25 protein-coding genes and 1 tRNA gene are annotated in these 24,660 nt (G+C 40.4%); 12 read left to right on the top strand and 14 right to left on the bottom strand.

The features are described from left to right. Positions 1-8: 8 nt before the first annotated feature. The gene (locus tag P0106_RS05255; RefSeq protein WP_102720841.1) at positions 9-734 is read right to left on the bottom strand and encodes an ABC transporter permease; all 726 of its coding nucleotides are present in this window, start codon (positions 732-734) and stop codon (positions 9-11) included. After that, on the bottom strand, positions 731-1,495 hold the full coding sequence (locus tag P0106_RS05250; RefSeq protein ID WP_004138603.1) for an ABC transporter ATP-binding protein: 765 nt from the start codon (positions 1,493-1,495) through the stop codon (positions 731-733). The genes P0106_RS05255 and P0106_RS05250 overlap by 4 nt, the downstream gene beginning before the upstream one ends. A gap of 139 nt (positions 1,496-1,634) precedes the next feature. On the opposite strand from P0106_RS05250, the gene P0106_RS05245 reads away from it, so the two are divergent. Further along, a complete protein-coding gene (locus P0106_RS05245) occupies positions 1,635-2,336 on the top strand; it encodes a response regulator transcription factor (RefSeq protein WP_004114219.1) in 702 nt (233 codons plus the stop codon). Between the two features lie 6 nt (positions 2,337-2,342). Next, positions 2,343-3,752 carry a sensor histidine kinase gene (locus P0106_RS05240; protein ID WP_032840656.1) on the top strand — a complete coding sequence of 470 codons (1,410 nt, stop codon included), beginning with the start codon at positions 2,343-2,345 and terminating at the stop codon, positions 3,750-3,752. A 307-nt stretch (positions 3,753-4,059) separates the two neighbouring features. On the opposite strand, the gene P0106_RS05235 is transcribed toward P0106_RS05240, so the two are convergent. Then, a complete protein-coding gene (locus P0106_RS05235; protein ID WP_162861395.1) occupies positions 4,060-5,109 on the bottom strand; it encodes an FAD:protein FMN transferase in 1,050 nt (349 codons plus the stop codon). Between the two features lie 787 nt (positions 5,110-5,896). Between P0106_RS05235 and P0106_RS05230 the strand changes: the two genes are divergently transcribed. The 6 genes from P0106_RS05230 (at position 5,897) to P0106_RS05205 (ending at position 11,349) form a co-directional block, all read left to right on the top strand. Continuing rightward, the gene (locus P0106_RS05230) at positions 5,897-6,874 is read left to right on the top strand and encodes a sugar-binding transcriptional regulator (protein WP_225622744.1); all 978 of its coding nucleotides are present in this window, start codon (positions 5,897-5,899) and stop codon (positions 6,872-6,874) included. A 105-nt stretch (positions 6,875-6,979) separates the two neighbouring features. Continuing rightward, the gene (gene deoC / locus P0106_RS05225) at positions 6,980-7,636 is read left to right on the top strand and encodes a deoxyribose-phosphate aldolase (RefSeq protein WP_004138569.1); all 657 of its coding nucleotides are present in this window, start codon (positions 6,980-6,982) and stop codon (positions 7,634-7,636) included. Then, positions 7,633-9,009, top strand: coding sequence for an L-fucose:H+ symporter permease (fucP, locus tag P0106_RS05220; RefSeq protein WP_004573674.1), 1,377 nt, complete (start codon positions 7,633-7,635; stop codon positions 9,007-9,009). Before deoC ends, fucP begins: the two co-directional genes overlap by 4 nt. Positions 9,010-9,014: 5 nt before the next feature. Continuing rightward, positions 9,015-10,040, top strand: a complete 1,026-nt coding sequence (locus P0106_RS05215; protein WP_004116228.1) for an aldose 1-epimerase family protein — start codon at positions 9,015-9,017, stop codon at positions 10,038-10,040. A 2-nt stretch (positions 10,041-10,042) separates the two neighbouring features. Further along, complete coding sequence (gene rbsK, locus P0106_RS05210) at positions 10,043-10,954, top strand: ribokinase (RefSeq protein WP_004573673.1); 912 nt, start codon at positions 10,043-10,045, stop codon at positions 10,952-10,954. 266 nt (positions 10,955-11,220) lie between these two features. Next, positions 11,221-11,349, top strand: a complete 129-nt coding sequence (locus P0106_RS05205) for a helix-turn-helix domain-containing protein (protein ID WP_004138655.1) — start codon at positions 11,221-11,223, stop codon at positions 11,347-11,349. A 114-nt stretch (positions 11,350-11,463) separates the two neighbouring features. On the opposite strand, the gene P0106_RS05200 is transcribed toward P0106_RS05205, so the two are convergent. Further along, positions 11,464-12,714: a Fic family protein gene (locus P0106_RS05200; protein WP_102720843.1), complete on the bottom strand. Its 1,251-nt coding sequence runs from the start codon at positions 12,712-12,714 to the stop codon at positions 11,464-11,466. A 332-nt stretch (positions 12,715-13,046) separates the two neighbouring features. Here P0106_RS05200 and P0106_RS05195 point away from each other — a divergent pair, with 332 nt between their 5' ends. Both P0106_RS05195 and P0106_RS05190 read left to right on the top strand, forming a co-directional pair. Then, complete coding sequence (locus tag P0106_RS05195; RefSeq protein ID WP_004116232.1) at positions 13,047-13,334, top strand: type II toxin-antitoxin system RelE/ParE family toxin; 288 nt, start codon at positions 13,047-13,049, stop codon at positions 13,332-13,334. Beyond that, entirely contained in the window at positions 13,306-13,608 is a 303-nt protein-coding gene (locus tag P0106_RS05190; protein ID WP_004116234.1) for a HigA family addiction module antitoxin, read from the top strand. Before P0106_RS05195 ends, P0106_RS05190 begins: the two co-directional genes overlap by 29 nt. A 199-nt stretch (positions 13,609-13,807) precedes the next feature. Here the strand turns inward: P0106_RS05190 and P0106_RS05185 are convergent, their stop codons facing one another. Beyond that, a complete protein-coding gene (locus P0106_RS05185; protein ID WP_257994362.1) occupies positions 13,808-14,017 on the bottom strand; it encodes a hypothetical protein in 210 nt (69 codons plus the stop codon). A gap of 267 nt (positions 14,018-14,284) precedes the next feature. Between P0106_RS05185 and P0106_RS05180 the strand changes: the two genes are divergently transcribed. Beyond that, positions 14,285-15,568 carry an ATP-binding protein gene (locus tag P0106_RS05180; RefSeq protein WP_473730530.1) on the top strand — a complete coding sequence of 428 codons (1,284 nt, stop codon included), beginning with the start codon at positions 14,285-14,287 and terminating at the stop codon, positions 15,566-15,568. A gap of 254 nt (positions 15,569-15,822) precedes the next feature. Here P0106_RS05180 and P0106_RS05175 read toward each other — a convergent pair whose 3' ends face one another. The 9 genes from P0106_RS05175 to atpB form a co-directional block, all read right to left on the bottom strand. Further along, entirely contained in the window at positions 15,823-16,554 is a 732-nt protein-coding gene (locus P0106_RS05175; protein ID WP_473730529.1) for a hypothetical protein, read from the bottom strand. A 623-nt stretch (positions 16,555-17,177) separates the two neighbouring features. Next, the gene (locus tag P0106_RS05170; protein WP_004114210.1) at positions 17,178-17,492 is read right to left on the bottom strand and encodes a F0F1 ATP synthase subunit epsilon; all 315 of its coding nucleotides are present in this window, start codon (positions 17,490-17,492) and stop codon (positions 17,178-17,180) included. Between the two features lie 2 nt (positions 17,493-17,494). Further along, on the bottom strand, positions 17,495-18,982 hold the full coding sequence (gene atpD, locus P0106_RS05165; RefSeq protein WP_004120484.1) for a F0F1 ATP synthase subunit beta: 1,488 nt from the start codon (positions 18,980-18,982) through the stop codon (positions 17,495-17,497). Between the two features lie 6 nt (positions 18,983-18,988). Continuing rightward, positions 18,989-19,993, bottom strand: coding sequence for a F0F1 ATP synthase subunit gamma (locus P0106_RS05160; RefSeq protein WP_004114205.1), 1,005 nt, complete (start codon positions 19,991-19,993; stop codon positions 18,989-18,991). A 3-nt stretch (positions 19,994-19,996) separates the two neighbouring features. Beyond that, positions 19,997-21,658: a F0F1 ATP synthase subunit alpha gene (atpA, locus tag P0106_RS05155; protein WP_473730528.1), complete on the bottom strand. Its 1,662-nt coding sequence runs from the start codon at positions 21,656-21,658 to the stop codon at positions 19,997-19,999. A gap of 17 nt (positions 21,659-21,675) precedes the next feature. After that, the gene (locus P0106_RS05150) at positions 21,676-22,257 is read right to left on the bottom strand and encodes a F0F1 ATP synthase subunit delta (protein ID WP_004114200.1); all 582 of its coding nucleotides are present in this window, start codon (positions 22,255-22,257) and stop codon (positions 21,676-21,678) included. A 75-nt stretch (positions 22,258-22,332) separates the two neighbouring features. After that, positions 22,333-22,875, bottom strand: coding sequence for a F0F1 ATP synthase subunit B (locus tag P0106_RS05145; protein WP_101887745.1), 543 nt, complete (start codon positions 22,873-22,875; stop codon positions 22,333-22,335). 64 nt (positions 22,876-22,939) lie between these two features. Continuing rightward, a complete protein-coding gene (gene atpE, locus P0106_RS05140) occupies positions 22,940-23,173 on the bottom strand; it encodes an ATP synthase F0 subunit C (protein ID WP_004114197.1) in 234 nt (77 codons plus the stop codon). A gap of 75 nt (positions 23,174-23,248) precedes the next feature. Continuing rightward, positions 23,249-24,103 (bottom strand): F0F1 ATP synthase subunit A, encoded by an 855-nt coding sequence (gene atpB / locus P0106_RS05135; protein WP_004574496.1) that lies wholly within the window; start codon positions 24,101-24,103, stop codon positions 23,249-23,251. Between the two features lie 427 nt (positions 24,104-24,530). Here atpB and P0106_RS05130 point away from each other — a divergent pair. Next, positions 24,531-24,604 (top strand) — tRNA-Met (locus P0106_RS05130). Positions 24,605-24,660: the final 56 nt, after the last annotated feature.

Genomic DNA, 24,660 nt, shown 5'->3' with positions numbered 1-24,660 from the left:
TAATCTCCTTATTCGTAGTGCAGCTTCTTAGCTGCCCACAATCCAGAACATAAAAACAGAAGTGTTTCAACTATTGATACGATTACGACCGTAGTATTAGGTTGCGCGCTCATGGCAACTGCTGGTTTTAGCATAACGATAAAAGGTGATGCCATAAAAAGCACGATGTCTGACGAAGCCAATGCCATGCCGCTTAAAAATCCTGCTACACCAATTCCAAGCGTCACCCACATGTTTTCAAATCGTGATGATACAAAAATCATAAAGGACAATACGGGCATTGATGTAATAAATGAATATGCAGCAAAAGATATAAGAGTACTTACATTAAACGTGCCTTGTGGCAAATCTGTTACACCGATTTTTGCAAGTGCTAAATTTTGTATGCAAATAGCGATTAGTAATAGAACAGTCAGCAGAATAAATTTGCATAGGTACATAGCAGGAACACTCATAGGAAGCATATGCATCTTTTTTACTGCATTTCCCTTAAATTCCATGTTGTAGATAATGCATGCGGCGACTATTATGCCGAACATGTTTAACACCATAATCATGCCGTAAAGCTGTGTAAGAAGAATATCCATAGGAGCTAAAGGCAGGTTTAATAATGTACTTTTTCGTACAATGAAATTCACAAAAGCGTACGCTGCTCCCATAATGCCAATAGCAATCATAAGAGCTATAAAACCAGTTCTCTTGCATTTTTTTAGTTCGATTACAAGCGTTTTCATAGTCTTGCACTCTGCTTCCTGATCTTATTGTCTTCATCAATCATGGATAGGAACATATCTTCCAAATTGTCGGAAGCAAAACCAGATTGTAAAGCATGCTGTCGTAGTTCATCTAAACTACCTTCAAATAACAAGTGTCCGTGATTAAGTATTCCAATATCATCTGCAATAAGCTCAATTTCGGATAGCATATGAGAAGAAATAAGAATCGTGCAATCGTAAAGATCTGGCAACGACTTAATCAGATTTCGGATTTCATGTATGCCAGATGGATCTAGTCCATTTGTTGGCTCATCTAAAATCAAAATAGGTGGTCTACCAAGCAATGCTCCAGCAAGACCAAGCCTTTGCTTCATGCCAAGCGAATATTTTTTTGCAAGACGGTCTCCAAACTCAGAAAGACCCACTAATTCTAATGCGTCATCAACTGCACTCTTAGGCAATGCTAAAATGCGACGTATAATGTCAAGATTTTCTCTACCTGTTAGATTTGCATAGAAAGATGGCGATTCAATAAACGAGCCTATTTCTTTCAAAATAGGTATGCGGTCGGCAGGAAACTGCTTTCCGTCGATTGTAAACACACCTTTTGTTGGAGCCGTAAGCCCTAAGAGCATTTTCATTGTTGTAGATTTTCCAGCTCCATTTGGCCCAAGAAAGCCGTAAATGCTACCTTTGCGAATATGAAGTGAAACATCATTAACAGCAATAAATGACTTATATTTTTTTGTTAAATGTTCTGTTGTAACAATATTGTTCATGGCAATATCTCCTTTCAGGATTTATGATATTGCGTCAACCTTTCTACAACATTCTCTTCACCTTACATCTACCTTACATTTTTATGCGAGATCAAAAAATGAATATTCACATGGCATAATATATGTTAGGGGGTTCTCCATGAATCTGAATGATTATTTATTGAACAAGCATCTGCTGCTTGTTGACGATGAGCAGGAACTTCTAGATATGGTTGTGTCCATATTAAACGAATACGGTTTTTATAATATAACGACTGCAAAAAGTATAAAAGATGCCGTAGAAGCAACACAAAAATTACGTCCAGAATTAGCAATCCTTGATGTTATGCTCCCCGACGGTAATGGGTTTGAACTAATGAAGCAGATAAAACAATATAGTGATTGTCCTATTTTATTCCTTACTGCTTGCGGTGAAGATGAAGATAAGTTTAAGGGATTTGACTTAGGAGCAGACGATTATATTGTAAAGCCGTTTCTTCCAAAAGAGCTAACGTTTCGCATTATGGCAATTTTAAGACGAAGCTACAAGAGCGAAAATCCCATTGTTAAACTGAAAAATAGTCAGATTGATTTTTCTTCTGCAGAAGTAATAAAAAATAACGAACATATTCCACTTACAGCCAAAGAACACGATTTGCTTTCTGCTTTATATAGAAATGCGGGACGTATCGTAACAATTGACGCGTTATGTGAAGCTGCATGGGGTGATAATCCTTTTGGATATGAAAATTCTTTAATGGCACATATACGTCGTATAAGAGAAAAAATAGAACTCAATCCATCGCAGCCTGTTTCATTGGTAACAGTAAAAGGTTTAGGATACAAGCTGATTGTGGAGTAAAGCAGAATGAAAAGCATACCAAAACTAATACAACGCTTTATAAGTATTTTTCTACTAAGCACTGTGCTCATAGTATTAATGAATATTATTGCGTTTGTTGTACTTATAGGGAGTTACGCACCCGATAAAGAGATGTCTCCCTATAACATAGCAAAAGAGACGGGAGAAGCATTACAATTATCCGCAAGTGGGGATTATGTATTATCAAAAAATATGTCTTCCAAATTGACAAATTCTGGCGCATGGGCAATTTTGATTGATAATAATACGTTAAGAGTCGTATGGAAAACAAAAGACGTTCCTGCAACTATTCCAAACGATTATACTTTGTCTGATGTAGCTAATTTGAGCGTTGGCTACATTGATGGTTATCCAACTTACACTGGTGATAATAAGAATGGAGTTGTCGTAGTCGGATTTCCGCACAAAAGCTTTTGGAAACATACGCAACCAAGTTGGAACTACAGTTTAATCTCAAATTTTCCACAGATTGTTTTAAGCGTATTCTTCATCAACATTTTGCTTATTCTTGGAATTTATTTAATAGCTAATATAAAACTACTAAAATCAATTAATCCGATTACAAAAGGGATACAACGTTTATCTAGTGGAGAAAGCGTGCATATTCCAGAAACAGGAGCGCTTTCAGAAATTTCATCTAACATAAATTCTGCTTCCGATATTTTGCAAATACAAAAAGAACAATTGAGAAAAAAGGAGACTGCAAGAGCGAATTGGATAGCTGGAGTTTCGCATGATATTCGTACTCCGTTATCTATGGTTATGGGATATGCGGGACAGTTAGAAAATTCTCTCCATATTTCGCAAGAAGATCGTAAAAAAGCGACGATGATTATTAAGCAAAGTGCAAGAATGAAGAATTTGATTAATGACCTTAATTTGGCTTCAAAACTTGAATATAATATGCAACCCATTATGAAAAAAGAAGAAAATATTGTTGCTGTTGTTAGGCAAGTTGTTGTGGATTTTATGAATATGGGTGTGCAAGATGAGTTTTCGATTAAGTGGGAAACAGATGCTAAATTGACTGTTTGCAATATTAATGTAGACAAAGATTTATTAAAACGAGCAATATCTAATCTTATTCAGAACAGCATATCTCATAATGAAAATGGGTGTACGATTTATGTATCCGTTGCTGCAAATAATAACAATTGTATTATTTGCGTTGAGGATAATGGCATAGGTGCTTCAGATGAAAAAATCGAAAAGCTTAATCATGCACCGCACTATATGATTTGCGATACAAGTACTGTAGAGCAACGGCATGGTTTGGGTCTGCTAATTGTTCAACAGATTATTAGCTCTCATAACGGAACGGTTGATATAAGCAGAAGCAAACATGGTGGGCTTAAGGTTGAGTTAACAGTGCCAAGTAAAAAATTTGGGTTATAGGTCTTTTGGCCTATAACCCAAATATCCAGTACTTATTAGTTGTCTTTTTTGTACACTACCAGAAATAATTAAGCCGCTATCTCTAAGATGTCGCATTAAAGAATCAACTGTTTTATAAGACATTACACACAATCTCCTTATCTGCAATTTTTTACTTTACAGTAAAATTTATTTTACAATTTTACTATGCACATTTGAAAGTGGAAGCTGATTGCAACGCTACCGTATTGTTTGCGTCTAGCTTCGATTCTTGCAAGCAAGCTAGCTCGCATAGTCATTATTGGGCATTAGTTGGAATTATTCAGCATTACTCAGCATCACTCCGAAAAAAGCGCGCTGGGAATGCACGCGTTTTGCGAAGCGTTTTATTAGGCAGCATTACAGCAAACTCAGCACTGGTGGTTTGCACGATTTTTTGCAAATCGTTTTCTTGCGATACAAACAACGCAGTTGCGAGCGCATCAGCGTAAGCAGTTGGGAAATCGCAAGTTTTAGCAGGAATATAAACCCAGCTTGCGCATAAATCGCAAGCAGGGATGCCATCAAGCGCATTAATCAAGTGAGTTGCAATTAAATTAGACTCAAAGCCACTTGCATCTTTGCCTAAGTAACTTGCATCTTTTACTTTCCAACACTTTCTCGCATTAGACGACGCACACAACGCTCCGCTTGCGATTGATGCTACTGCAACTGCTTGAGTTGTGTCAAAAGGATTTTCCAGAGCAACTTTTATTTGATTATTCTCTTCGCTAAAACAAGCGCGCATATCTCCGCCAGCGTTAACCAAAAAATCAAAATCGGTACGAGAATCGCTATTCGAAGGCGAATCGCCACTAAGCTCCTCTTTAATAATCTGTGTTACAAGATCTACAAAATAGCCCTTTCCAGCTGCACCAAAATCAAGCTGCACTGGCTGATTGGTGCGAAGCGTTGCGCTGCCGCAATCTCGCGAAATATTCCCCCACGTAACTGGCAAAGCGCGGCGGTAGTTAGACCAACTGTCACTGCTACTATTCTCATTCTTACCTGCACTAACTGCTGATTGCGGAACGAATTGCACGGAATTATCGTAGCCAAGCGCAAGCAAATCTGCACCAATACACGCGTCGAAAGCACCGTGCGTAGCAGCGTAAAACTCACTATAAAGCGTAAAAAGCGGCTGCGCCCACGTTGGAAACTCAAAATCGCCGCCATCATCCGCACAAGCCATGCGCGAAACAAGCGAATCCGCGCGAAAGCGCGAAAGCACCGATTCGTACTCGTCAACAAAAGCGCGAATCCGCTTCTGCACGCGCTGTGGAATCGGCTTGCTGCTAGAGATAATAATCCCCGTTCCAAGCGCGCGCTCAATCGCCATTACGTTCCTAAACATCGCTTGCCTCACTCCCAATATCAAACACTCTATCAATCATCAAAAACCACAACAATATCCCCCAAAAGCCACAAAATAGCAAAATGTCGTCATAGTTTACAGAAAGCCATGTTCTATACCTACATTTTGGCAAAATAAAGGCATAGCGTACAAAAAATACTCATCTATACCGACATCTTGGGAAAAATACTGTATCAACAACTATATTAAGATTGATGGTAAAGTCAGCATAAATCACAAATCCTCACTTATATGCATGCCAGATCGCAATTATCTTTAATATTTTCACATCAGCATATTGCCAACGAAAAATATTTACAAAATATATAAATATAATATTTATGTACTTTACCTTGGTAGAATTTGTCTAAAAATTAATCAACTTATTGAATTCTGTCGAATAAGAAAAATTAAAAACAATATTGACATTCGATATAGTAATTGCAAATCATTAAGACTCTTCAGGGAAAAAATCAAATATATTATCATCGCATAAACAAGACTTACTACAACAACCAACATGCTTGCAACATGCCGGTAAAGCTTTTGTATTATTGCAAAAAGATTAATATGCCGACAATGACTTTATTAGCTAAAAATACATTACAACGGTATTCATAATATAAAAATAAACTTACTTTTTGTATTTAGCACTTAATTTATTATTAAATTGTACATATAATTATCCCATATTATTCAGTCGTATATGAAAATCGAAAATTAGTCTACTAACTTATGCAGCTAAAGATGATTATCATGCGTGAATGGGAAAATGATGAAAACAGATCAATTAGGCATGACCCACAAAGATCATCAAGCTTTAGACGTTGCAAAGCTTTATTACAATGGATTATCTCAAGCTGAAGTGAGCGAAGTTTTACATGTTTCAAGGCCGAACGTGTCAAAATTATTATCTCATGCTAAAAAACGTGGATTCGTAAAAATTACAGTAGAAGATCCAAGAGAGAAAGACATACATCTTATAGAAACATTAAAAAAATATTTTCAACTTGATGAAGTTAGACTTGTCTCTCCTATAAGAGGACGCGATACAAATCTACATAAATCATTAGGAAAAGCTGGTTCACAACTCATAGCTAGCCTTCTGAGAGATGGAGATACAATTGGAATATCTTGGTCAAGGACAATCGATTATGTTGCTTCACAAATGCCAGAGATGCATTTTAATAACATACATGTTGTTCAATTGCGCGGAGACATGTCTTTGCCTTCTATGGATTTTTCTATGATGAACGCATTAAAAGCATTCCATATCGCTTTAAATGCCACTATACATACAATTGCTTATCCAATTATTTTTGAATCTGTTGAAGCTAAACAGGCTGTAGAACGTCAAACTGGCATAAGGAATGTGATTTCTCATGCAGAAAAAGCAAGAATTGTCGTCTATAGTGTTGGTTCAAATGAATCTACATCGCCTCTTATGTCTTCTCCACTCATAACAAACAATGAGAAAAAAGAATTAACTGAAAATTCTGTCGGCGATATTTGTTCACATTTCGTAGATAGAAATGGTAGGGTTTGCTTACCAGATTTAAATGCTCGGACTCTTACGATTTCTTTGCCAGAATTACGGCACAAAGAACAACGCATTTTAATAGCAGGCGGAAATGAAAAATTAGACTCCATTTATGTTGCATTGACTTATAAATATGCAAATCGATTGGTTATAGATGTACCAACTGCGCACAAACTAGCGTCGATATGTAAAAAGAGTAACAATTCTTAAAAATTGCACATATGTTCTGAAATTTTGTTCAAATACGTCTCCTGAACTACTACACTCTATGCCTAGAGAAACTGAGGTAGTTTCTCTAAAGTCAAAGGAGACAAAATGGAAGAAAAAGCTAAATACATAGATCACACATTGTTAGCTCCCGATGCAACAACAGAACAGGTCATAAAAATCTGCAACGAAGCTAAAAAGTATGGATTCTGCTCAGTATGCATAAGCCCATGCAGAGTTAAACTAGCTTCAGAGCTCCTTAAAGATAGTGACGTGAAAGTTTGCACTGTAATTGGATTCCCTTCTGGAACGCATTGTACAGAAGTCAAAAAGTTTGAAACAGAACTTGCAATCAAAGAAGGTGCAAATGAAATCGACATGGTTATTAATATAGGAGCCGCGAAAGAAGGCGACTGGGGATATGTAACCAAGGACATTGAGGCAGTTGTAGAAGGTGCAAATCGCCAAGCTATTGTTAAAGTCATCCTTGAAGTGTGTCTATTAACAGATGAAGAAATAGTAAAGGCCAGCAAATGCGCACAAGAAGCTGGCGCTGATTTTGTTAAAACTTCAACAGGCTTCTCTACTGGAGGAGCGACAGTACACGCTGTTAAACTTATGCGAAAAACTGTTGGACCAGATATGGGCGTTAAAGCTGCTGGGGGAATTCATACATCAGAAGAGATGAACGAAATGATTGAAGCTGGCGCCAACAGGATCGGAGCCTCTGCTGGAGTGAAACTTCTCTCAGGAGAAGAATCATGATTACACAGCAGTCAGATTTAGCAAATGAAGAAACATTTGCTACTAATAAAACTTGGGGAATTATAAAAGATAAAACCATACAACTAAAAGATGGATATCTAAATAAAACTCCTATTTTTCAATACATGCTATTATCGATATGCTTCCCAATGTGGGGAATCGCAGCAAGTCTTAATGATGTATTAATCACTCAATTTAAGTCGGTGTTTTCACTGTCCGATTTTGCATCAGCATTTGTACAATCAGCATTCTACGGGGGGTATTTCTTAATCGCTATACCTGCGTCTAGAGTAATTCGGCATTCTAGCTACAAGGTTGGCATACTGATAGGTCTTACCGTATACATAATTGGATGCTCATTGTTCTTCCCGGCATCCACTATGGCAACATATTCTGTGTTCTTAGTGTCTTTATTTGCAATAGCAGTAGGTTTGTCATTCTTAGAGACATCATGCAACACATATTCATCGATGATTGGAGAAAAACGACTTTCCACTTTGAGATTAAACATTTCTCAAACTTTCTACCCTCTAGGGTCTATCGCTGGTATTCTGCTAGGAAAGTATTTAATCTTCACAGAAGGTGAATCTTTACATAATCAAATGGCAAAAATGAGTGTGGCAGAGAGCCAAAAGTTTGCCAGGGAAATGTTACAAAGGACTCTACATCCATATAGGGTTATCATTTTAATCCTGTTAGTAATGCTAATTATTATTGCTATAACACAATTCCCATCTTGCAAACCTACACACACTGATGAGGATGCAAAAGATAATGCATCAATAGTGGAAACACTACGCTATCTAATAAAAAATTCTAGGTTTAGAATCGGCATTCTAACACAATTCTTGTATGTAGGAATGCAGACGGCTGTTTGGTCGTTCACTATTAGACTTGCTCTCAATATAAATCATGGTTTAAATGAACGCACCGCAGCAAACTTCATGATCTTTTCATTCATTGGATTCTTCGCAGGAAAGTTTATTGCAAACTTACTTATGACGAAGATAAATCAAGATCTTGTGCTTATTGGATACTCAGCATGCGGATTTATTGCATTAGTGTATGTAATACTTGTTCCAAATATGACTGCCGTATATGCAGCAGTGTTAGTATCAGCACTATTTGGACCATGTTGGGCAACTATTTACTCGCGTACTCTGGATTCCATAGAAGACAAACGTTTCACAGAGACTGGCGGCGCGGTAATTGTTATGTCAATAATCGGTGGAGCAATTGTTCCCGCAATACAAGGACTTGTATCTGATCACACTGGCTCTATGCAAATCTCATTCATAGTTGATTTAGTCTGCTTTGCAGCGGTATTCATCTATTTCTACTTAACCTACAAAAAATCTAAAAAAGAAAGCTGAATGTCATGTCAGAATTTAATATTAATCTTTTCGAATCACAATTCACTGAATCAGTAAAAGAAATATTACACAATAATGAATGGTCTGTTACCACAAAACAATATCCTCAAGGTATTGCATCCTTGACAATACATAATTCTAGAGGATATGTTGAAGTGCTTCCATTCATGGGACAGATTATTTGGGATGCAAATTTTGATGGTAAAAGTTTGAGAATGGATAACATGTTCTCAAAACCTAAACCAGCAAACCAAATTGTTAACACATACGGGTGCTTTGCATTCCATTCTGGACTTTTAGCTGCAGGGTGCCCTTCTCCGGAAGATACGCATCCTTTACACGGTGAATTCCCATGCTCGCATATGGATAATGCAAAATTAATTGTTACCGAGACATCTATAACAATTGAATCTTCCTACGAATACTTACAGGGCTTTGGTGATCACTATGTTGCAAAACCTTCAGTAACTTTACACGAAGGTTCTTCAATGTTTGATATTCATTTAGAAGTAACCAATAAGTCGCTATATGCGTCAATGCCACTACAGTACATGTGCCACATGAACTATGCATTTGTAAAGGACGCTAAAATAACACAAAACTTTGGCAATGACACATTCAAGTTACGAACATCTATTCCTGCTCACGTAAAGCCAACTCCAAGATGGACACAACTTAATGAAGACATACTAAGTGGTAAAAAAGATGCTAATTCATTAGTAGGAGCAGAAGAATTTGATCCAGAAATTGTCTACTTTGCGGATGGAGTAAACAAAATTACGGACAATGCAATTATTGATATGGTTGCTCCAGACGGTACTACATTCGAAACACAATTCTCCACGCAAGAATTCCCTGTTGTGACCAGATGGATTCTTTACAATGCAGATCAAAAAGTTGCAGCTTTTGCTCTGCCTGGAACATCTAGGCCAGAAGGGCGCGAAGCTGCTAGGAAAGCTGGCACATTGATTCAATTAAATCCTGGCGAAACAAAGAAATTCACTGTTCATACTGGAATTAAGGAGAAGTAACAATGGAAATTGCAGTAGTTGGATCAAATATGGTTGATTTGATTTCTTACATAAACCGTATGCCAACAGATGGAGAAACAGTAGAAGCCCCAGACTTTCACATGGGTTGTGGAGGAAAAGGTGCTAATCAAGCTGTAGCAGCATCTAGAATGGGCTCAAAAGTATTGATGGTAACAAGGGTTGGTAACGATGTTTTCGCGGAAAACACAATTAACAATTTTGAGAAAAATGGTATTGACTCTAAATTCGTAATGAGAACAGACGCTACATCTGGAGTAGCCCCAATCTTTGTAGATCCACAATCGCGAAACTCAATAATTATTGTCAAAGGAGCAAACGCAAAACTTAAGCCAAATGATGTGGAAAAAGCTCGCAGTGAAATCTCAAAATGCAAACTGATAGTTCTACAGTTAGAGATTCCTCTAGAAACTGTATATGCAACAATAAAAATGGGTGCGGAATTGGGTGTACCAGTCCTGCTGAATCCAGCTCCAGCAGATCCAGCTTTATCACTAGAGAATATTCGCAATTGCGAATTTATTGTGCCTAACGAAAGCGAGCTTTCTCTCCTTACTGGAATGCCTGTTGACACTAGTGAAGATATCACTAATGCAGCTAGAATGCTATTACAATCTGGCATTCCTAATGTAATTGTTACATTAGGAAGCAAAGGAGCCCTATTGGTAAATAGCGAAGGCGAAAAGATGTTTAAAGCTGATGCACAATCCGCGCAAAATGCAGTTGACACAACTGGCGCTGGCGATGCGTTCATTGGATGTTTCAGCCATACATGGGTAAAGACCCATGACATAGAAGCATCTATAAAAGCAGCCAACATATATGCTGGAGATGCTGTAACCAAACGAGGTACACAGTTATCTTATGCTACGGCAGAAGAAGTTGGATTGGAATAGTTTATTATAAACTCAATATACACTAATTAAGCGTATAGAATAAAAGTTGGGTTGATTATACTCTATAGCTATCAACCCAACTTTTTGTGTTATACAATGGAAAATTGCTATTGTATCTTCCCAGACCAAAATTAGGGTTAATTGATTAATTTGCCTTCTCATACATCTAATAATCAAACAAAAAAGAATGTAAACAACAAAAATGTAGTCAAAAATAATATCAGTTTATTAATGCGTGCTCACGCAAACGCGCAATCAGTGTAGCAATGGCATACAAGCTATATAAAGCTTTTAGAACAATCCCAGACTTTTGGCTCAACCTTCAACGCGACTACGATATTCTGCGATTTGACGAATCCAGCATGGGTAACATCACGCCAATCGTTTCAGCGTAACATGATTTACGCGCTTTAATGCCAAGCAAATCTAATTTCGCAAAACAGAGCAAATCTAATTTCGCAAATTTGAAAATTTTTTAATTTTGCGAAATGAAACAAACATCGCTTGCCTCACGCAAACATTTCATTCGCTTTTTTAGAAAGCTCATACCGAAGAGGGCGTTCGCCAATAGAATCAACCATTTCAAGCTCAATCAAACCGTTAAGCGCGCTCACAATCTTTCTCTCACCAATCTTCTCATCAATTGCATTACCAACGTATTCGCTTAGTTGCTTGCGAGTCATTGGAGTTGGATTATACGAAAAAAGCTTATTTTGCAACAAAATAGACAGAGCTTCACGCTGCACTTTAGAAATTTCTTCCTCTGGGAAAAGCTCACGCAGCTTACCCATACAGTAAATAATGTGCTTTAATTGCACACTAATATTTTCAAACACTTCGCTCTGTGCTTTTTTAATATATTCCAATATTGTGCAACAAAACATAGTTAAATCATTGCAATTAAACAGTTCTTGTGATTTAGAAAAAGCAGCATAGTATCCAGATTTTTCTGCGTAAATTATGGAGCTTAAGCTCAAAACCGTTGGCATTGAAAGCTGCTCATGCAATTGCAAAGCAAGCAAAAACCGCCCAGTTCTGCCGTTTCCATCATAAAATGGATGCACGCTCTCAAAAGCATAGTGGCACATGCACGCCTTGATAAGCGTTGGAACTTCGGCACTATTCATCAAATGCAATAACTCAGTTATATGCTTTTGAATTTCCGCTTCCGTTGCATCGCCATCGTGCACTACATTATTTGCACCATCACGAATACTTACTTTTCCACTCCTAAAAATCTCACCATCTGGAATATTATTTGCTTCTAATTCGCCCTGCATAATACTGTCGTAGATTTTTCGTATATCTTGCAAGGTTTGTGGAATCGAAGTGTCACATTCACTTGAATCCGCAAGCTCGAGAAAAAGCTTAGTAAATTCACTAAAACGAGTATGCTTATTCTGCTCGTTTGCGGCATCAAGTGCTTTGGAAAGCTCTTTTCTAGTGCTGTGAACACCTTCAATAATGTTGGTATTTTGCACTTCTTTTGCAATAAGTTGCATTAAATACTCGCGCTGAGCAAACCGCGACAACTCGTTCCACGCTTTTTCAACCGCTTTTTCAGTATTCGCAATATAATTCATGCACGTTACAAGATCCGTTACACACATTGCAAAAATCTCATGCGCATCAAATATGATTCCAGAACGATAGGTTGCAGGATTATCAATGCGCAATCGATATTCTTCTTCCGCAATATCACAAGGTTTTGCATTACTTTTAGACATTGCAACTATTGTGCGTATTGTTTTGTAATCCATAATGCGACTCCATTTACGTTATTGCGTTTACATTATTGAGGATTTTGCAGTAATGTCTTGCAATATTTTGCTTGCGATATCTTGCTTGCGATATCTTTACCTATACGCAAATAACGCATTTATCACAAAATGATTGCATAGCTAATGTAAAAATATATTCTATACCGACATTTTGCCAAAATGAAGGCATAGCATGCAAAAAATACTCATCTATACCTACATTTTGGGAAAACAGCGCTATAGAAATATTGACAGCATAGGCAACATCACCGTCCACTAGTCAAGCAACAGTAACGCTTGACGTTAGTAACGCAATACATTACCATAGTTTTATGGAAACCAGAGAAAAGGAACTTAATGATTACCTATACGGCGGCTCGTACCCAAAAGGTTATCCCACTGGATTAGAAAAAATCCTAAAAAGAAAGTTGCAAATACTAAAAGCTGCATACGATTTGCAAGATCTTAAAGCACCGCCAGGAAATCAGCTTGAACCACTCAAAGGCAATCTACTTGGATACTGGAGCATCAGAGTAAATAAACAATACAGACTAATTTTCAAATGGAACGATAATACGAAAGAAGCTTACGATGTCTACTTCGACGACTACCACAGATAACTATTTGAGCACTCCAGGCGAAATCTTGCGCGAAGAATTTATGGAACCTCTTAAAATAAGCTCATACAAGCTTGCTCACACTATCGGCACATCGCAAACAGCTATTGGAGAAATTTTAAACGGCAAACGCTCAATCAGTGTAACAATGGCATACAAGCTATCTAAAGCTTTTAGAACAACCCCAGACTTTTGGCTCAACCTTCAACGAGACTACGACATTTTGCGATTTGATGAATCCAGCATCGGCAACATCACGCCACTCGTTTCGGCGTAACATGATTTACACGCTTTAATGCTGAGCAAATCTCATTTCGCAAATTTGAAAATTTTTTAATTTTGCGAAGTGAGATTATATTCATAAAAGCTTAAGAACGCAATCGAAAAGTGCAAAAGAGAAGGGCCTTCACGCGCGAACGCAAACAAGCGAATGCGAGCGAAAGCCCTTAAAACTACGAAACCTTAAGCACTATCTCCTACTTAAGCAACCAATCAACAATGTTTTCAACGCGAATGCCATCGTAGTCATCATCTAAAGCCTTACTAAAAGTAATAACCAGTTTCTCGTAATTATTCTGAATCTTACGAAGCGGCTTTAACTCTCGCTCGCGCACAGACTCATCCATCATGCTTTCAGTTACTTGAATATAAAGCTTTTCGCAAGCAGAAGTCGCAACAAAATCCACCTTTTACAAGTTTAAGTTATTCATAACCTAAACTTTTATTTTTCGTAAGTTTAGGTTATTGATAACTCAAACTTTGTATTTTTAGAAGTTCAAGTTGTGCGCTATACCAAACACCACTTTCAAAAGTGAAAAAATATTACAGTTTTGAAAGTGAAAATGATATAATACTTTCAAAAGTGAAATAAAATTAAAGTTTTGAAAGTAAAAACACGAATCTACTTTCAAAAGTGAAAAATACTACGATTCTGAAGGCGAAAGGCGATTGAAATGAAACTAATCGAGAGAACAGATTATCTAAATCGCCTAAAGCGACTTAAAGGCACACCAGATATAAAAATCATCACTGGCATTCGACGCAGCGGAAAATCTGAGTTGCTGCGTGCTTACCGCACATATTTAGAAAACACCTACAGCAATCAAAGTAGCAAACTTTACGCGTCAGCAAAGCATGCGCAACTCCCAAACGCACTACAGCAACAAGATAACTCAAACAACCACGAACTTAACATAATCAACATTGACTTTAATAACCTAAATTATGAAAATCTGAAAAATTACAAAAGCCTTTTTGAATACGTTGAAAGCCGTTATATACCAGGCGCTTACAACGTTCTTATGATTGACGAAGTGCAATTGTGCCCAAAATTTGAGCTTGCAATTAATAGCCTTCACAATAGCAATAAATACGATATTTACTTAACGGGATCCAACGCATTCTTACTTAGCTCGGATCTTGCAACACTGTTTAGTGGGAGATTTGTTGAAATACCAGTATTTCCGTTTAGTTTTGCAGAATATTGCGAATACTTTGAAATAACAAGCAACTTTAACGATGCTCTGCAAAAGTATTTACAACAGGGCGGACTCGCAGGCTCATATGTTTACGCCAACCAAGACGATGCAAAAGCGTACATAAAAAACGTGTATACAACTCTTGTTAAACGCGATTTAGTAGACAAATACGCAATATCGGAAGTGTCACTTCTTGACTCAATATGCGAATTTTTAATGGATAATATTGCAAATCTCACAACCGCAAACAATGTAAGCTCAATACTTAAGCAGAATCAGATTGAAACAACTCACATAACTGTTGGCAATTATCTAAAATATTTATGCAATGCATTCATGTTTTATAAAGTAAAACGCTACGATATTCGCGGTAAAAAATACTTAGAAACAAACGAAAAATACTATTTAGCAGATACTGCACTTCGATACGCAATTTTGGGAACTCGCAACATGGATTACGGAGGAGCGTACGAAAATATTGTAGCACTTGAGCTTATGCGAAGAGGATACACAATTTATGTTGGCAAACTTTACCAAAAAGAAGTAGATTTTGTGGCAGTAAAGGCGAGCAAAAAGCTTTATATTCAGGTTTCAGACAATATTAGTGACGACGCAACGTTGGAGCGCGAACTTTCGCCACTAAAAGCAATAAAAGACGCTTATCCTAAAATTCTGCTTGCAAACACTCGCCACGATTCTTACGACGTTGAAGGAATCCGCGTAATAGACATAGCACAATGGCTAATTGTCGCAAAGTGAGTAAAACACAAAAAGGGTTTGTTAGAAGTAATCTAACAAACCCTTAAAACCAGAAGGAAGAATCCCGTCCCTAGCAGGAAACAACCAACCAGCAACAAGCATCAAGCACAATCAAACAGCAACCCAAACTCCACATGGTAAGAAAAGGAAATTTTCGGCAAACCACACGAAAACCCAAGCCACTATTTGAAAGCTTGTGATACGCGTGAAGCAAAACAACACGCGTATCACACGCTCAACGCAAGCCTTTTAACTTAGTGACGCATCTTGCGAACAGCAGCACCCATACCAGCAAGCATAGAAGCAGCCAAAGCAGTCAAAGCAACACCAACACCAGCATTACCAAGCTTCTCGCCAGACTTACCATGACCCTTAGCACCCTTAGCAGCAAGCTCACCCTTAGCAGCAGCCTTATCAGCAGTCTTCACATGAACACCAGGAACAACAGGCTTTGTTTCAGGCTTGGATGGAGTATCCTTATCATCCTTCTTAGGAGTTACTTTCTTGCTCTCAAGCTTAGCTAAAGCAGCTTCATCATCAGCAAGCTTCTTCTTAGCAGCATCAACAGCAGCTTCAGCCTTATTAGCAGCAGCCACAAGAGCAGCAACTTGAGCCTCGGTAACTGCGCCTGCCTTAACTAATTGGTTCAACTTACCATCTTTGCCAAGAACAAGAACATGAGTTGCTTGGCTTGAATCTGCAGGAACAACACCATCAACAGTAACTGTTGCTGTATTAGTGTTAGCATTAGCGTAAGCAGAGCTTACCTTATCATTCCAGTCCTCAGCAGCTTTGATTTCCTGCTTATCCTGCTCGATAGTAGCCTTAAGAACAGAAGCATCAGTACCATCAGAAACCTCAGCAAAACCATTATTCTGGTTATACATTGGTATTAGAGACTCAGCCATTGCTGGGGTTGCCATTGCGAAGCCGGCAAGCAAAGTAGCGCCAGCAGCGAAAGCGGCGATAGCCTTCTTATTCATCATTTTAATTTCCTTTCTTCTTCTCCTCTGCGTTAGGGGCGCAGAGAAAAATTTGCTCCACAATCCACAACACGTGAATAATGGTTTAAACACCAGCCAAAACTAGGAGCAGCTGGCGTTTGCTTATTAACATACCCCCCCCCCGTTTAAAAAAGTCAAGAGGCAACCACACAAAACAAACAGAAAAAAATAATGTTACACACAAACTAATCCACAATAAAAACTATTTTCACCATAATATTTGTGGATTAACACTAATAAAACCGTAAAAACACATTGTTTCAAGGTTTTTAAAGAATTTTCCCAGACTTTTCTCAGGAAACTACTCAAGCAAGAACACTAACACTATAAAACCATTGAAAAATCAACATTCCACACAACACACACACGCAACACGCCGACACCAACACAACGTCAAACCAACACCACACCAGTGCCACATCAAATGCCGCGCTACAAGACAATCGCACCCAACTAGATTCCCGCATTTGTTCCCTTTTTAGCAAAATAGAAACAAACGCGGGCAAAAAGAAACAAAAAGCAGGAGCCGCGATAAATAATCGCAAACTCCTGCTTATCGAGCGTACCTTATTACAAAAGTCAGCCTTAGATTAACTTAAATCACATTAAATCACTTTAGCGTTAGGCAACACATTGCCGTCTTTATCAACGTTACAACTGTGCTCAACAGCAATAGTAATATTGTCTGAGTCAACAGAAAAGAATCCGTCAGTCACCTTAAAAACATGACGAACGCCATTCAAATCGTCAACCTTTACAAATCCGTGATCAATCAACGCAAGCACAGCCTCATGCCCAGGAAGAACACCCATTGCGCCATTCACAGAAGGAATAACCACAAACTTGGCATCGCCTTCCCAAACAGGATGTCTGGCTGCAACCACACTAACGTGCAGCGTTTTCACTTGCTTTTCTGCCATAATCACGCACCAAACTCTTGCTTCATATCGTGCCAACGACGCTCAAGATCGTCGATACCACCAATGCCAGAGAACGCCTGCTCAGGAATCTCATCGTAAGTACCATTGCAAATTCGCGTAAACGCCTCAATGGTCTCATCAGCTGGAACATAAGAACCTGGACGACCAGTGAACTTTTCAGCCACATAGAAGTTCTGACCAAGGAACTGCTCAATCTTACGAGCACGGCTCACAGTGGTCTTATCCTCCTCACCAAGCTCATCAATACCAATCAAAGCGATGATGTCCTGAAGCTCCTTATTACGCTGCAAAATAGCCTTCACACGATTAGCGCAATCGTAATGAGCCTGACCAACATAACGCGGATCAAGAATTCGCGAAGTAGAAGTCAAAGGATCCACAGCTGGATAAATACCCTTAGCCGCAATATCACGCGAAAGCTCAGTAGTAGCGTCCAAGTGCGTAAAGGTTGTTGCAGGTGCAGGATCGGTGTAATCATCTGCAGGCACGTAAATAGCCTGAAGCGACGTAATAGAATGACCGCGCGTAGAAGTAATGCGCTCCTGCAACGCACCCATTTCATCCGCCAAGTTTGGCTGATAACCAACTGCAGAAGGCATACGACCAAGCAACGTGGAAACCTCAGAACCTGCCTGAGTAAAGCGGAAGATGTTGTCGATAAACAGCAACACATCCTGATTCTGAACATCACGGAAATACTCAGCCATAGTCAAAGCAGTAAGAGGCACACGAAGACGAGTCCCAGGAGGCTCATCCATCTGACCAAAGACAAGCGCTGTTTTCTCCAAAACGCCAGCCTCAGCCATTTCGCCAATCAAATCGTTACCCTCACGAGTACGTTCGCCAACACCGGCAAACACAGACACACCACCGTGATTCTGTGCAACGCGCTGAATCATCTCCTGAATCAACACAGTTTTACCAACGCCTGCGCCGCCGAACAGACCAATCTTTCCGCCCTGAACGTAAGGCGTAAGCAAATCGATAACCTTAATGCCTGTTTCAAACATTTGAGTCTTAGACTCAAGCTGATCGAAAGCAGGTGGGTTGCGGTGGATTGGCCACCTTTCAGTAACCTCAATGTTCTCGCCTGGCTTAGCGTTCAAAATGTTACCAGTTACGTCAAAAACATGACCCTTAGTAATATCGCCAACAGGCACAGAAATTGGTCCACCAGTGTCTCTAACTAAAGCGCCACGGACCAAGCCATCCGTAGGCTTTAAAGCAACTGCACGCACAGTGGAATCACCAAGATGCTGCTCAACTTCCAATGTAATCTCGTGAACAGTATCTCCCTCCGTATTTCCAACGGTGTTGATATCCACTTTGAGAGCATTGTAAATATCTGGAAGATAGCCGACTGGGAATTCAACGTCAATCACGGAACCCTGAACACGGGTTACACGACCAGCCGTTGGATCGGCTTCCTTTGCATCTTCTGGAGGTGCTGTGGTCTGATCTTCAGCCATATGCTCCTATTCCTCCTCATTATTCAGCGCGTCAGCGCTGCCGATAATCTCGGTAAGTTCTTGTGTGATGGAAGCCTGGCGAGAAGCATTAAGCTTTCTTGTCAAATCCTCCACCAAATTGCGGGCGTTATCTGTAGCCGTATGCATAGCATTCTGTCTACTAGCTGTTTCGGAAGCAGCAGAAGTAAGCAAACATTCGTGTATACGCGATTGAATATACTTTGGCAAAACCGAATCCAACACTTCGTCTGGACTTGGCTCAAAGCAATATTCCACAGCGTCCGGATTACTGCGGCTAACAGCTTCTTCTCGAGCCGAAACCGCACCCGTAGACGAAAGCGAAGCCGAAGGGCCAGAAGCTGCCTCGTAATCTGGACGATGCATAGCAAACTCTTCGCCGTCCTTTAAAGGAACCAGCTCAACTGGAAGCATGCGCAGAGTACGAACCTTCTGCCTCACCATGTTTATAAACTCGGTGAATACAATGTAAAGCTCCGAAACTCCTCCATCTTCTTCTGGAGTCATATACGCATCCATTAAAGTATCGGAAATTCGCTCCGCAATAGTCACATCAGGATGATCAGTAGACCCTTCCCAAGTGCCTGCAACATCGCGATTACGATACTTGTAATAGGTTGCGCCACGGCGACCATACACGTACAGCTCAGCGTGCTTTCCTTCCGCATCCAACTTTGCGAGCAACGCCTCGGTTTCTCGAATAATCGAAGACGTAAACGCGCCAGCCATGCCACGGTCTGAAGTTAACGCCAACACGGCTACGCGATTACCCGAACGTTCTTTACCAAAAATAGGATGCTTAATATTCGCTTCATGATGAGCTACCAACGCCTGCACGGCATCGAAAATTGCGTCGCTATAAGGCTTAGCATTTAGAGCGATATCACGCGCTTTTGCTATATGAGAAGACGCAATCATTTCCTGAGCCTTAAAGATTTTACCTAAAGACTGTGTGGAAATAATTCTCGATTTCAATGCAAGTTGGGAGGACATACGCTACTTCCCCTCAGATTCACGATTATCCGACTTCGGCTTTGCAACAAGCTGCTCTTTTTCAACTGGAGCAGGGTTTTCAGCTGGAGGCAGAGAATCCTTAACAATCAAAGGCTTACCTGCAGAAGTCTTAAACATCCTACGGAAGTCGTCAATTGCAGCATCAAGCTTCGATTCTGTTTCTTTGGTGAAATCTTCAGTATCGCGAATCACTTGCAAAATGTCGGTTCCCTTATCGAGATAATCCAATAATTCGCTTTCAAAACGCAAAACATCTTTTACAGGAATGTCATCTAACTTTCCGTGTGTACCAGCCCACACAGAAACAACCTCTTGCTCCATAGAATGAGGCGAGAACTGCTTCTGCTTAAGCAACTCGGTTAAACGAGCGCCACGAGTGAGCTGAGCCTTGGAAGCTGCATCCAAATCGGAAGCGAACATTGCAAAGGATTCCAAAGACTTGTATCGAGCCAAAGAAATCTTAAGCATGCCAGAGACCTTCTTCAAAGCCTTAGCCTGAGCAGCACCACCAACACGAGACACGGAAATACCAACATCGACTGCTGGACGCTGACCTGCGTTGAACAAATCGGACTGCAAGAAGATCTGACCATCAGTGATAGAAATCACGTTGGTTGGGATGTATGCAGAAACGTCGTTTGCTTTAGTTTCAATAATTGGCAAGCCAGTCATTGAGCCGCCGCCCATATCGTCGGAAAGCTTTGCGCATCTTTCTAGCAGACGAGAGTGAAGATAGAACACATCGCCTGGATACGCTTCACGCCCAGGTGGGCGACGAAGAAGCAAAGAAATCGAACGATATGCTTCCGCTTGCTTAGACAAGTCGTCGAAAACAATCAAAACGTGCTTGCCGTTGTACATCCAATGCTGACCGATTGCAGAACCAGTATAAGGTGCAATGTACTTAAAACCTGCAGAATCCGAAGCTGGGCTTGCAACGATTGTTGTGTACTTCATAGCGCCTGCTTCTTCGAGGCTTTGACGTACAGCAGCGATTGTTGAACCCTTTTGTCCGATTGCTACGTAAATGCAACGGACTTGCTTCTTTGGATCTCCACTTTCCCAGTTTGTGCGCTGGTTAATAATCGTATCGATTGCGATTGCTGTTTTACCAGTTTGACGATCGCCAATAATCAACTGACGCTGACCGCGGCCAATTGGCGTCATTGCGTCAATTGCCTTTAAACCAGTAGACAAAGGCTCGTCCACAGGGTGACGATGGATCACGTCTGGAGCCTGGGCTTCAAGAATACGACGCTCCTTGCATTCAATCGCGCCAAGACCATCAATTGGATTACCCAATGGGTCTACTGTACGACCAAGATAGGCGTCTCCCACTGGCACCGATAACACTTCGCCAGTGCGGTAAACTTCCTGCCCTTCTTCAATGCCCGTAAAATCGCCTAGAATAACCACGCCGATTTCGTGAGCATCAAGGTTAAACGCTAAGCCAAGGGTGTCGTTTTCGAAGGTGAGCAGCTCGTTTGCCATGCAGCCAGATAATCCAGCTACGTGCGCAATGCCGTCACCAGCCGTAACAACATAACCAACTTCTTGTGTTGGCATGTCTGTCGGCTTATACGAGTCAACGAACCCGTCAAGTGCCTTGCGTATAAGGGCGGGATCAATAGATAGTTCCGCCATAATTCTCCTTATTTAACTTATTTCACTGCCTGTGTCCAAGCACCATTTCGCGCAGAACGCTGCAACTGCTTAAGCTGCATCAACATTGTGCGGTCTGTTACTTGATCGCCTATACGTATTCGCATACCACCAAGCACGTTTGGATCCACAATTGGGTTTATGTAGGCACGATGCCCCAACTTGTTGCTGTAAATCTCAATCAAACGCTTGATTTGCTTATCCGTAAGAGGCTGAGCGGTTGTAACCGTAACCAAAGTTTCGCCTGCTTCGCGCTCAAAACCAGACCATGCGCCTCCAAAGCTGCCCGTCTTGCCACTTTCTGCACCGCCATGCCAAGTACCTACAAGATAGTGCATAATGCGCAATACAACAGGATGCGCCTTACCTCCAATAAGCTCGTCAATCAGTCGTGACTTATCTTCCGAAGACCTATTTGGATCGGTAATAGCGTCAGAAAGCTCTGGGTACTTTTCTAGCGTATCCATCATTGTTGAAAGCTCATCAGATATGCGCTGAGCTTCGTCATGAGCATCTGAAATGGCTTGCGCAAGCGAAGAACGCGATAAGTTTTCGCTTACTCGCGATGCCTTTTCTGGCATTCTTACCTCCTAATTCATGCAAAACTTAAGTAGCAATTAAGTAATACTAAAAAATCGTTTTAGCTACTCTTTTAACTACCTGTTTTGACCCGAACTCTTAACGTCTCCCACTTCATCAATAACATGATCAATGATTTTGGAGCCTACGGTATCGTCATCTAGCTTAGACGCAAGAATCTTTCCAGCTAATGCTGCAGCGAGTACCGATACCTCTCCTTGGAGGCTAGTCATGGCGTGCTTATGCTGAGCCTCAATGGAATGCTGAGCTTCGCTAATGATTTTCGCAGCGTCCTTTTCGGCACGCTGTCTTGCTTCATCAACAATCTTGGAAGCTTGTGCACGAGCCTGTTCGCGAGTTTTTGCGGCATCTGCTTGAGCTTGTGCAAGTTCTTCTTCCATCTGGCTCTTTAACTCATCAGCTTCACGCTGCGCGTTTGCTGCTTTAGCCATTCCGCCTTCGATTTTTTCTGCACGCTCATCGAGAATTGCCTGGAATTTAGGCATAACGAACTTGTAGAAAAACGCTGCAAGAATTACCAAAACAACTAACGACCACACTACGTCGTAAGGCTCAGGCAAGAACAATGCCAAACCATTACTCTCAGATGAATGTGCCATGGCTTGTCCTTTCTATTCTTTCAACACTTTTATATTTGTGCTGGAACGAGTTGTTTCGTTCGGTTCATTTTCCCATAATGTAGGCAACGAATCCGAGCAAGCCCAGAACCTCGATGAATGCCAAGCCAACGAACATGAACAGCTGAATACGGTTTCCGACTTCTGGCTGACGTGCAGTGGACTCCATAGCTTTAGCAACGACGATTGCCATGCCAAGTGCAGGAGAGATTGTTGCCACAGCAAAGCCAAGAATGCTCAGGTTACCGATCAGTCCTGCTAGAGCGATGATGTTATTCATTGGTTTCCTTTCCGTTAAAACAGTAACCAGTATAAACCCATAAGATGTGTAAAATCTGAGAGTTAAGCTAATGCACTATGCAACAGCAACAGCAGATTTTTCTTCTTCCTCTGGGTAACTTTCCGAAATGTATACGGATGCAAGCACGGTAAAGATAAATGCCTGCAATCCTGCTACCATAATTTCGAATAGGGTAAACAGAATGCCACCAAGCAGCCATAATGCACCGCCGAAGGCAAGGAGTTTATTGCTGGAATCCACCACAAAGAAGTTGGTGAATACTAAGCAAGTGGCCACCAGCAAATGGCCAGCAATCATATTCGCAAACAAACGGATTGTAAGCGAAAGTGGTCGCACAATTATTAATTCTATGAGCTGCAATGGCGAAAGAATAAAGTAAATCGGCCATGGCACGCCCGCTGGGAATAATGCTTCACGGAAGAATCGCAAAAAACCTTTTTCGCGTATGCCAGCAATAAGATATTGGCATACAACCCATAAAGCAAATACAAGCGGACCAGTAATGGTTGCGGTTGCAGCCATATTCAATCCTGGAATCACAGAACAAAGATTAAAGAAGAAAATTGTTATGAACAATGTAGACATCATTGGCACGTAACGCTTGCCGCGTTCTTCGCCAATCATCTCGTACACAATGTTGTATCGTACAAAGTCCATTAGGATTTCTAGCACGCTTTGGAATCTACCTGGAACAACCTTTGCACGAGCAGCACCAATTCCAAAAACGATCATAACAATCACTGCCATAAGCACACGCACTAAAATAATGCGGTTCATTGCAAATGGTGTGCCTTGGAACAAAATCTCCGGAGGTAAAAACTCATCAATCTTAGGCAACTCTGGACTTTCTGAAGCTAGCAATACTGCCGAATTCACAGTGCCAGCTAAGACTCCGATAGCTCCACTCATCAGCTCCTCCTTATAAGGCGTCGTTTATATCGCTACTCACGTCTGGTTAATACCAATCCATCAAAAGCTAAGTTGTATAAACAGCAAATCCTGAAAATCTATTCGTTGGCGTGCGTACGAAACGAAAATACATCTCTAAAAAGCTGATTCTACTCTTGGTTCGTACATTTAAGTCATATCGTTGATTAATAACGAGTTTTGCACTTATAACAGAATTAGCAAGTCGATAGCCAATTGTTTATTGTACTCCACTTCTGTTTAGAATTAAACTATTTTTAGATTTATTTGTTGTATTTATTTTGCACAAAAATTACACAAATCTTCGGTTGCTGGCGACTAACAACACAAAAAGCAAATAGAAACACGCCGAGAACTTGACAAATCACAATTTGCACCTATCGTAGATAGAGCTGCTAAAAGTAGCCGACGCGGGGTGGAGCAGCTCGGTAGCTCGCTGGGCTCATAACCCAGAGGTCCATGGTTCAAATCCATGCCCCGCTACTAGAAAGCCAAGAATCGCATATTTCTCACGAATGCGAATCTTGGCTTTTCTTTTA

The sequence above is a fragment of the Gardnerella sp. c11Ua_71 genome (assembly GCF_055818025.1).
This window is presented reverse-complemented; position numbering and strand designations above follow the sequence as displayed.

Excerpts from the sequence above, each read along its gene's own strand:
- P0106_RS05195 (WP_004116232.1), top strand. The coding sequence starts at position 13,047 with ATGGAAACCAGAGAAAAGGAACTTAATGATTACCTATACGGCGGCTCG.
- P0106_RS05230 (WP_225622744.1), top strand. The coding sequence starts at position 5,897 with ATGATGAAAACAGATCAATTAGGCATGACCCACAAAGATCATCAAGCT.
- P0106_RS05250 (WP_004138603.1), bottom strand. The coding sequence starts at position 1,495 with ATGAACAATATTGTTACAACAGAACATTTAACAAAAAAATATAAGTCA.
- P0106_RS05175 (WP_473730529.1), bottom strand. The coding sequence starts at position 16,554 with ATGATGAATAAGAAGGCTATCGCCGCTTTCGCTGCTGGCGCTACTTTG.
- atpE (WP_004114197.1), bottom strand. The coding sequence starts at position 23,173 with ATGAATAACATCATCGCTCTAGCAGGACTGATCGGTAACCTGAGCATT.
- rbsK (WP_004573673.1), top strand. The coding sequence starts at position 10,043 with ATGGAAATTGCAGTAGTTGGATCAAATATGGTTGATTTGATTTCTTAC.
- P0106_RS05245 (WP_004114219.1), top strand. The coding sequence starts at position 1,635 with ATGAATCTGAATGATTATTTATTGAACAAGCATCTGCTGCTTGTTGAC.
- P0106_RS05200 (WP_102720843.1), bottom strand. The coding sequence starts at position 12,714 with ATGGATTACAAAACAATACGCACAATAGTTGCAATGTCTAAAAGTAAT.
- P0106_RS05145 (WP_101887745.1), bottom strand. The coding sequence starts at position 22,875 with ATGGCACATTCATCTGAGAGTAATGGTTTGGCATTGTTCTTGCCTGAG.
- P0106_RS05170 (WP_004114210.1), bottom strand. The coding sequence starts at position 17,492 with ATGGCAGAAAAGCAAGTGAAAACGCTGCACGTTAGTGTGGTTGCAGCC.
- atpB (WP_004574496.1), bottom strand. The coding sequence starts at position 24,103 with ATGAGTGGAGCTATCGGAGTCTTAGCTGGCACTGTGAATTCGGCAGTA.
- P0106_RS05190 (WP_004116234.1), top strand. The coding sequence starts at position 13,306 with ATGTCTACTTCGACGACTACCACAGATAACTATTTGAGCACTCCAGGC.
- P0106_RS05205 (WP_004138655.1), top strand. The coding sequence starts at position 11,221 with ATGGCATACAAGCTATATAAAGCTTTTAGAACAATCCCAGACTTTTGG.
- atpA (WP_473730528.1), bottom strand. The coding sequence starts at position 21,658 with ATGGCGGAACTATCTATTGATCCCGCCCTTATACGCAAGGCACTTGAC.
- P0106_RS05180 (WP_473730530.1), top strand. The coding sequence starts at position 14,285 with ATGAAACTAATCGAGAGAACAGATTATCTAAATCGCCTAAAGCGACTT.
- deoC (WP_004138569.1), top strand. The coding sequence starts at position 6,980 with ATGGAAGAAAAAGCTAAATACATAGATCACACATTGTTAGCTCCCGAT.
- P0106_RS05255 (WP_102720841.1), bottom strand. The coding sequence starts at position 734 with ATGAAAACGCTTGTAATCGAACTAAAAAAATGCAAGAGAACTGGTTTT.
- P0106_RS05240 (WP_032840656.1), top strand. The coding sequence starts at position 2,343 with ATGAAAAGCATACCAAAACTAATACAACGCTTTATAAGTATTTTTCTA.
- P0106_RS05235 (WP_162861395.1), bottom strand. The coding sequence starts at position 5,109 with ATGGCGATTGAGCGCGCGCTTGGAACGGGGATTATTATCTCTAGCAGC.
- P0106_RS05215 (WP_004116228.1), top strand. The coding sequence starts at position 9,015 with ATGTCAGAATTTAATATTAATCTTTTCGAATCACAATTCACTGAATCA.
- atpD (WP_004120484.1), bottom strand. The coding sequence starts at position 18,982 with ATGGCTGAAGATCAGACCACAGCACCTCCAGAAGATGCAAAGGAAGCC.
- P0106_RS05160 (WP_004114205.1), bottom strand. The coding sequence starts at position 19,993 with ATGTCCTCCCAACTTGCATTGAAATCGAGAATTATTTCCACACAGTCT.
- P0106_RS05150 (WP_004114200.1), bottom strand. The coding sequence starts at position 22,257 with ATGCCAGAAAAGGCATCGCGAGTAAGCGAAAACTTATCGCGTTCTTCG.
- fucP (WP_004573674.1), top strand. The coding sequence starts at position 7,633 with ATGATTACACAGCAGTCAGATTTAGCAAATGAAGAAACATTTGCTACT.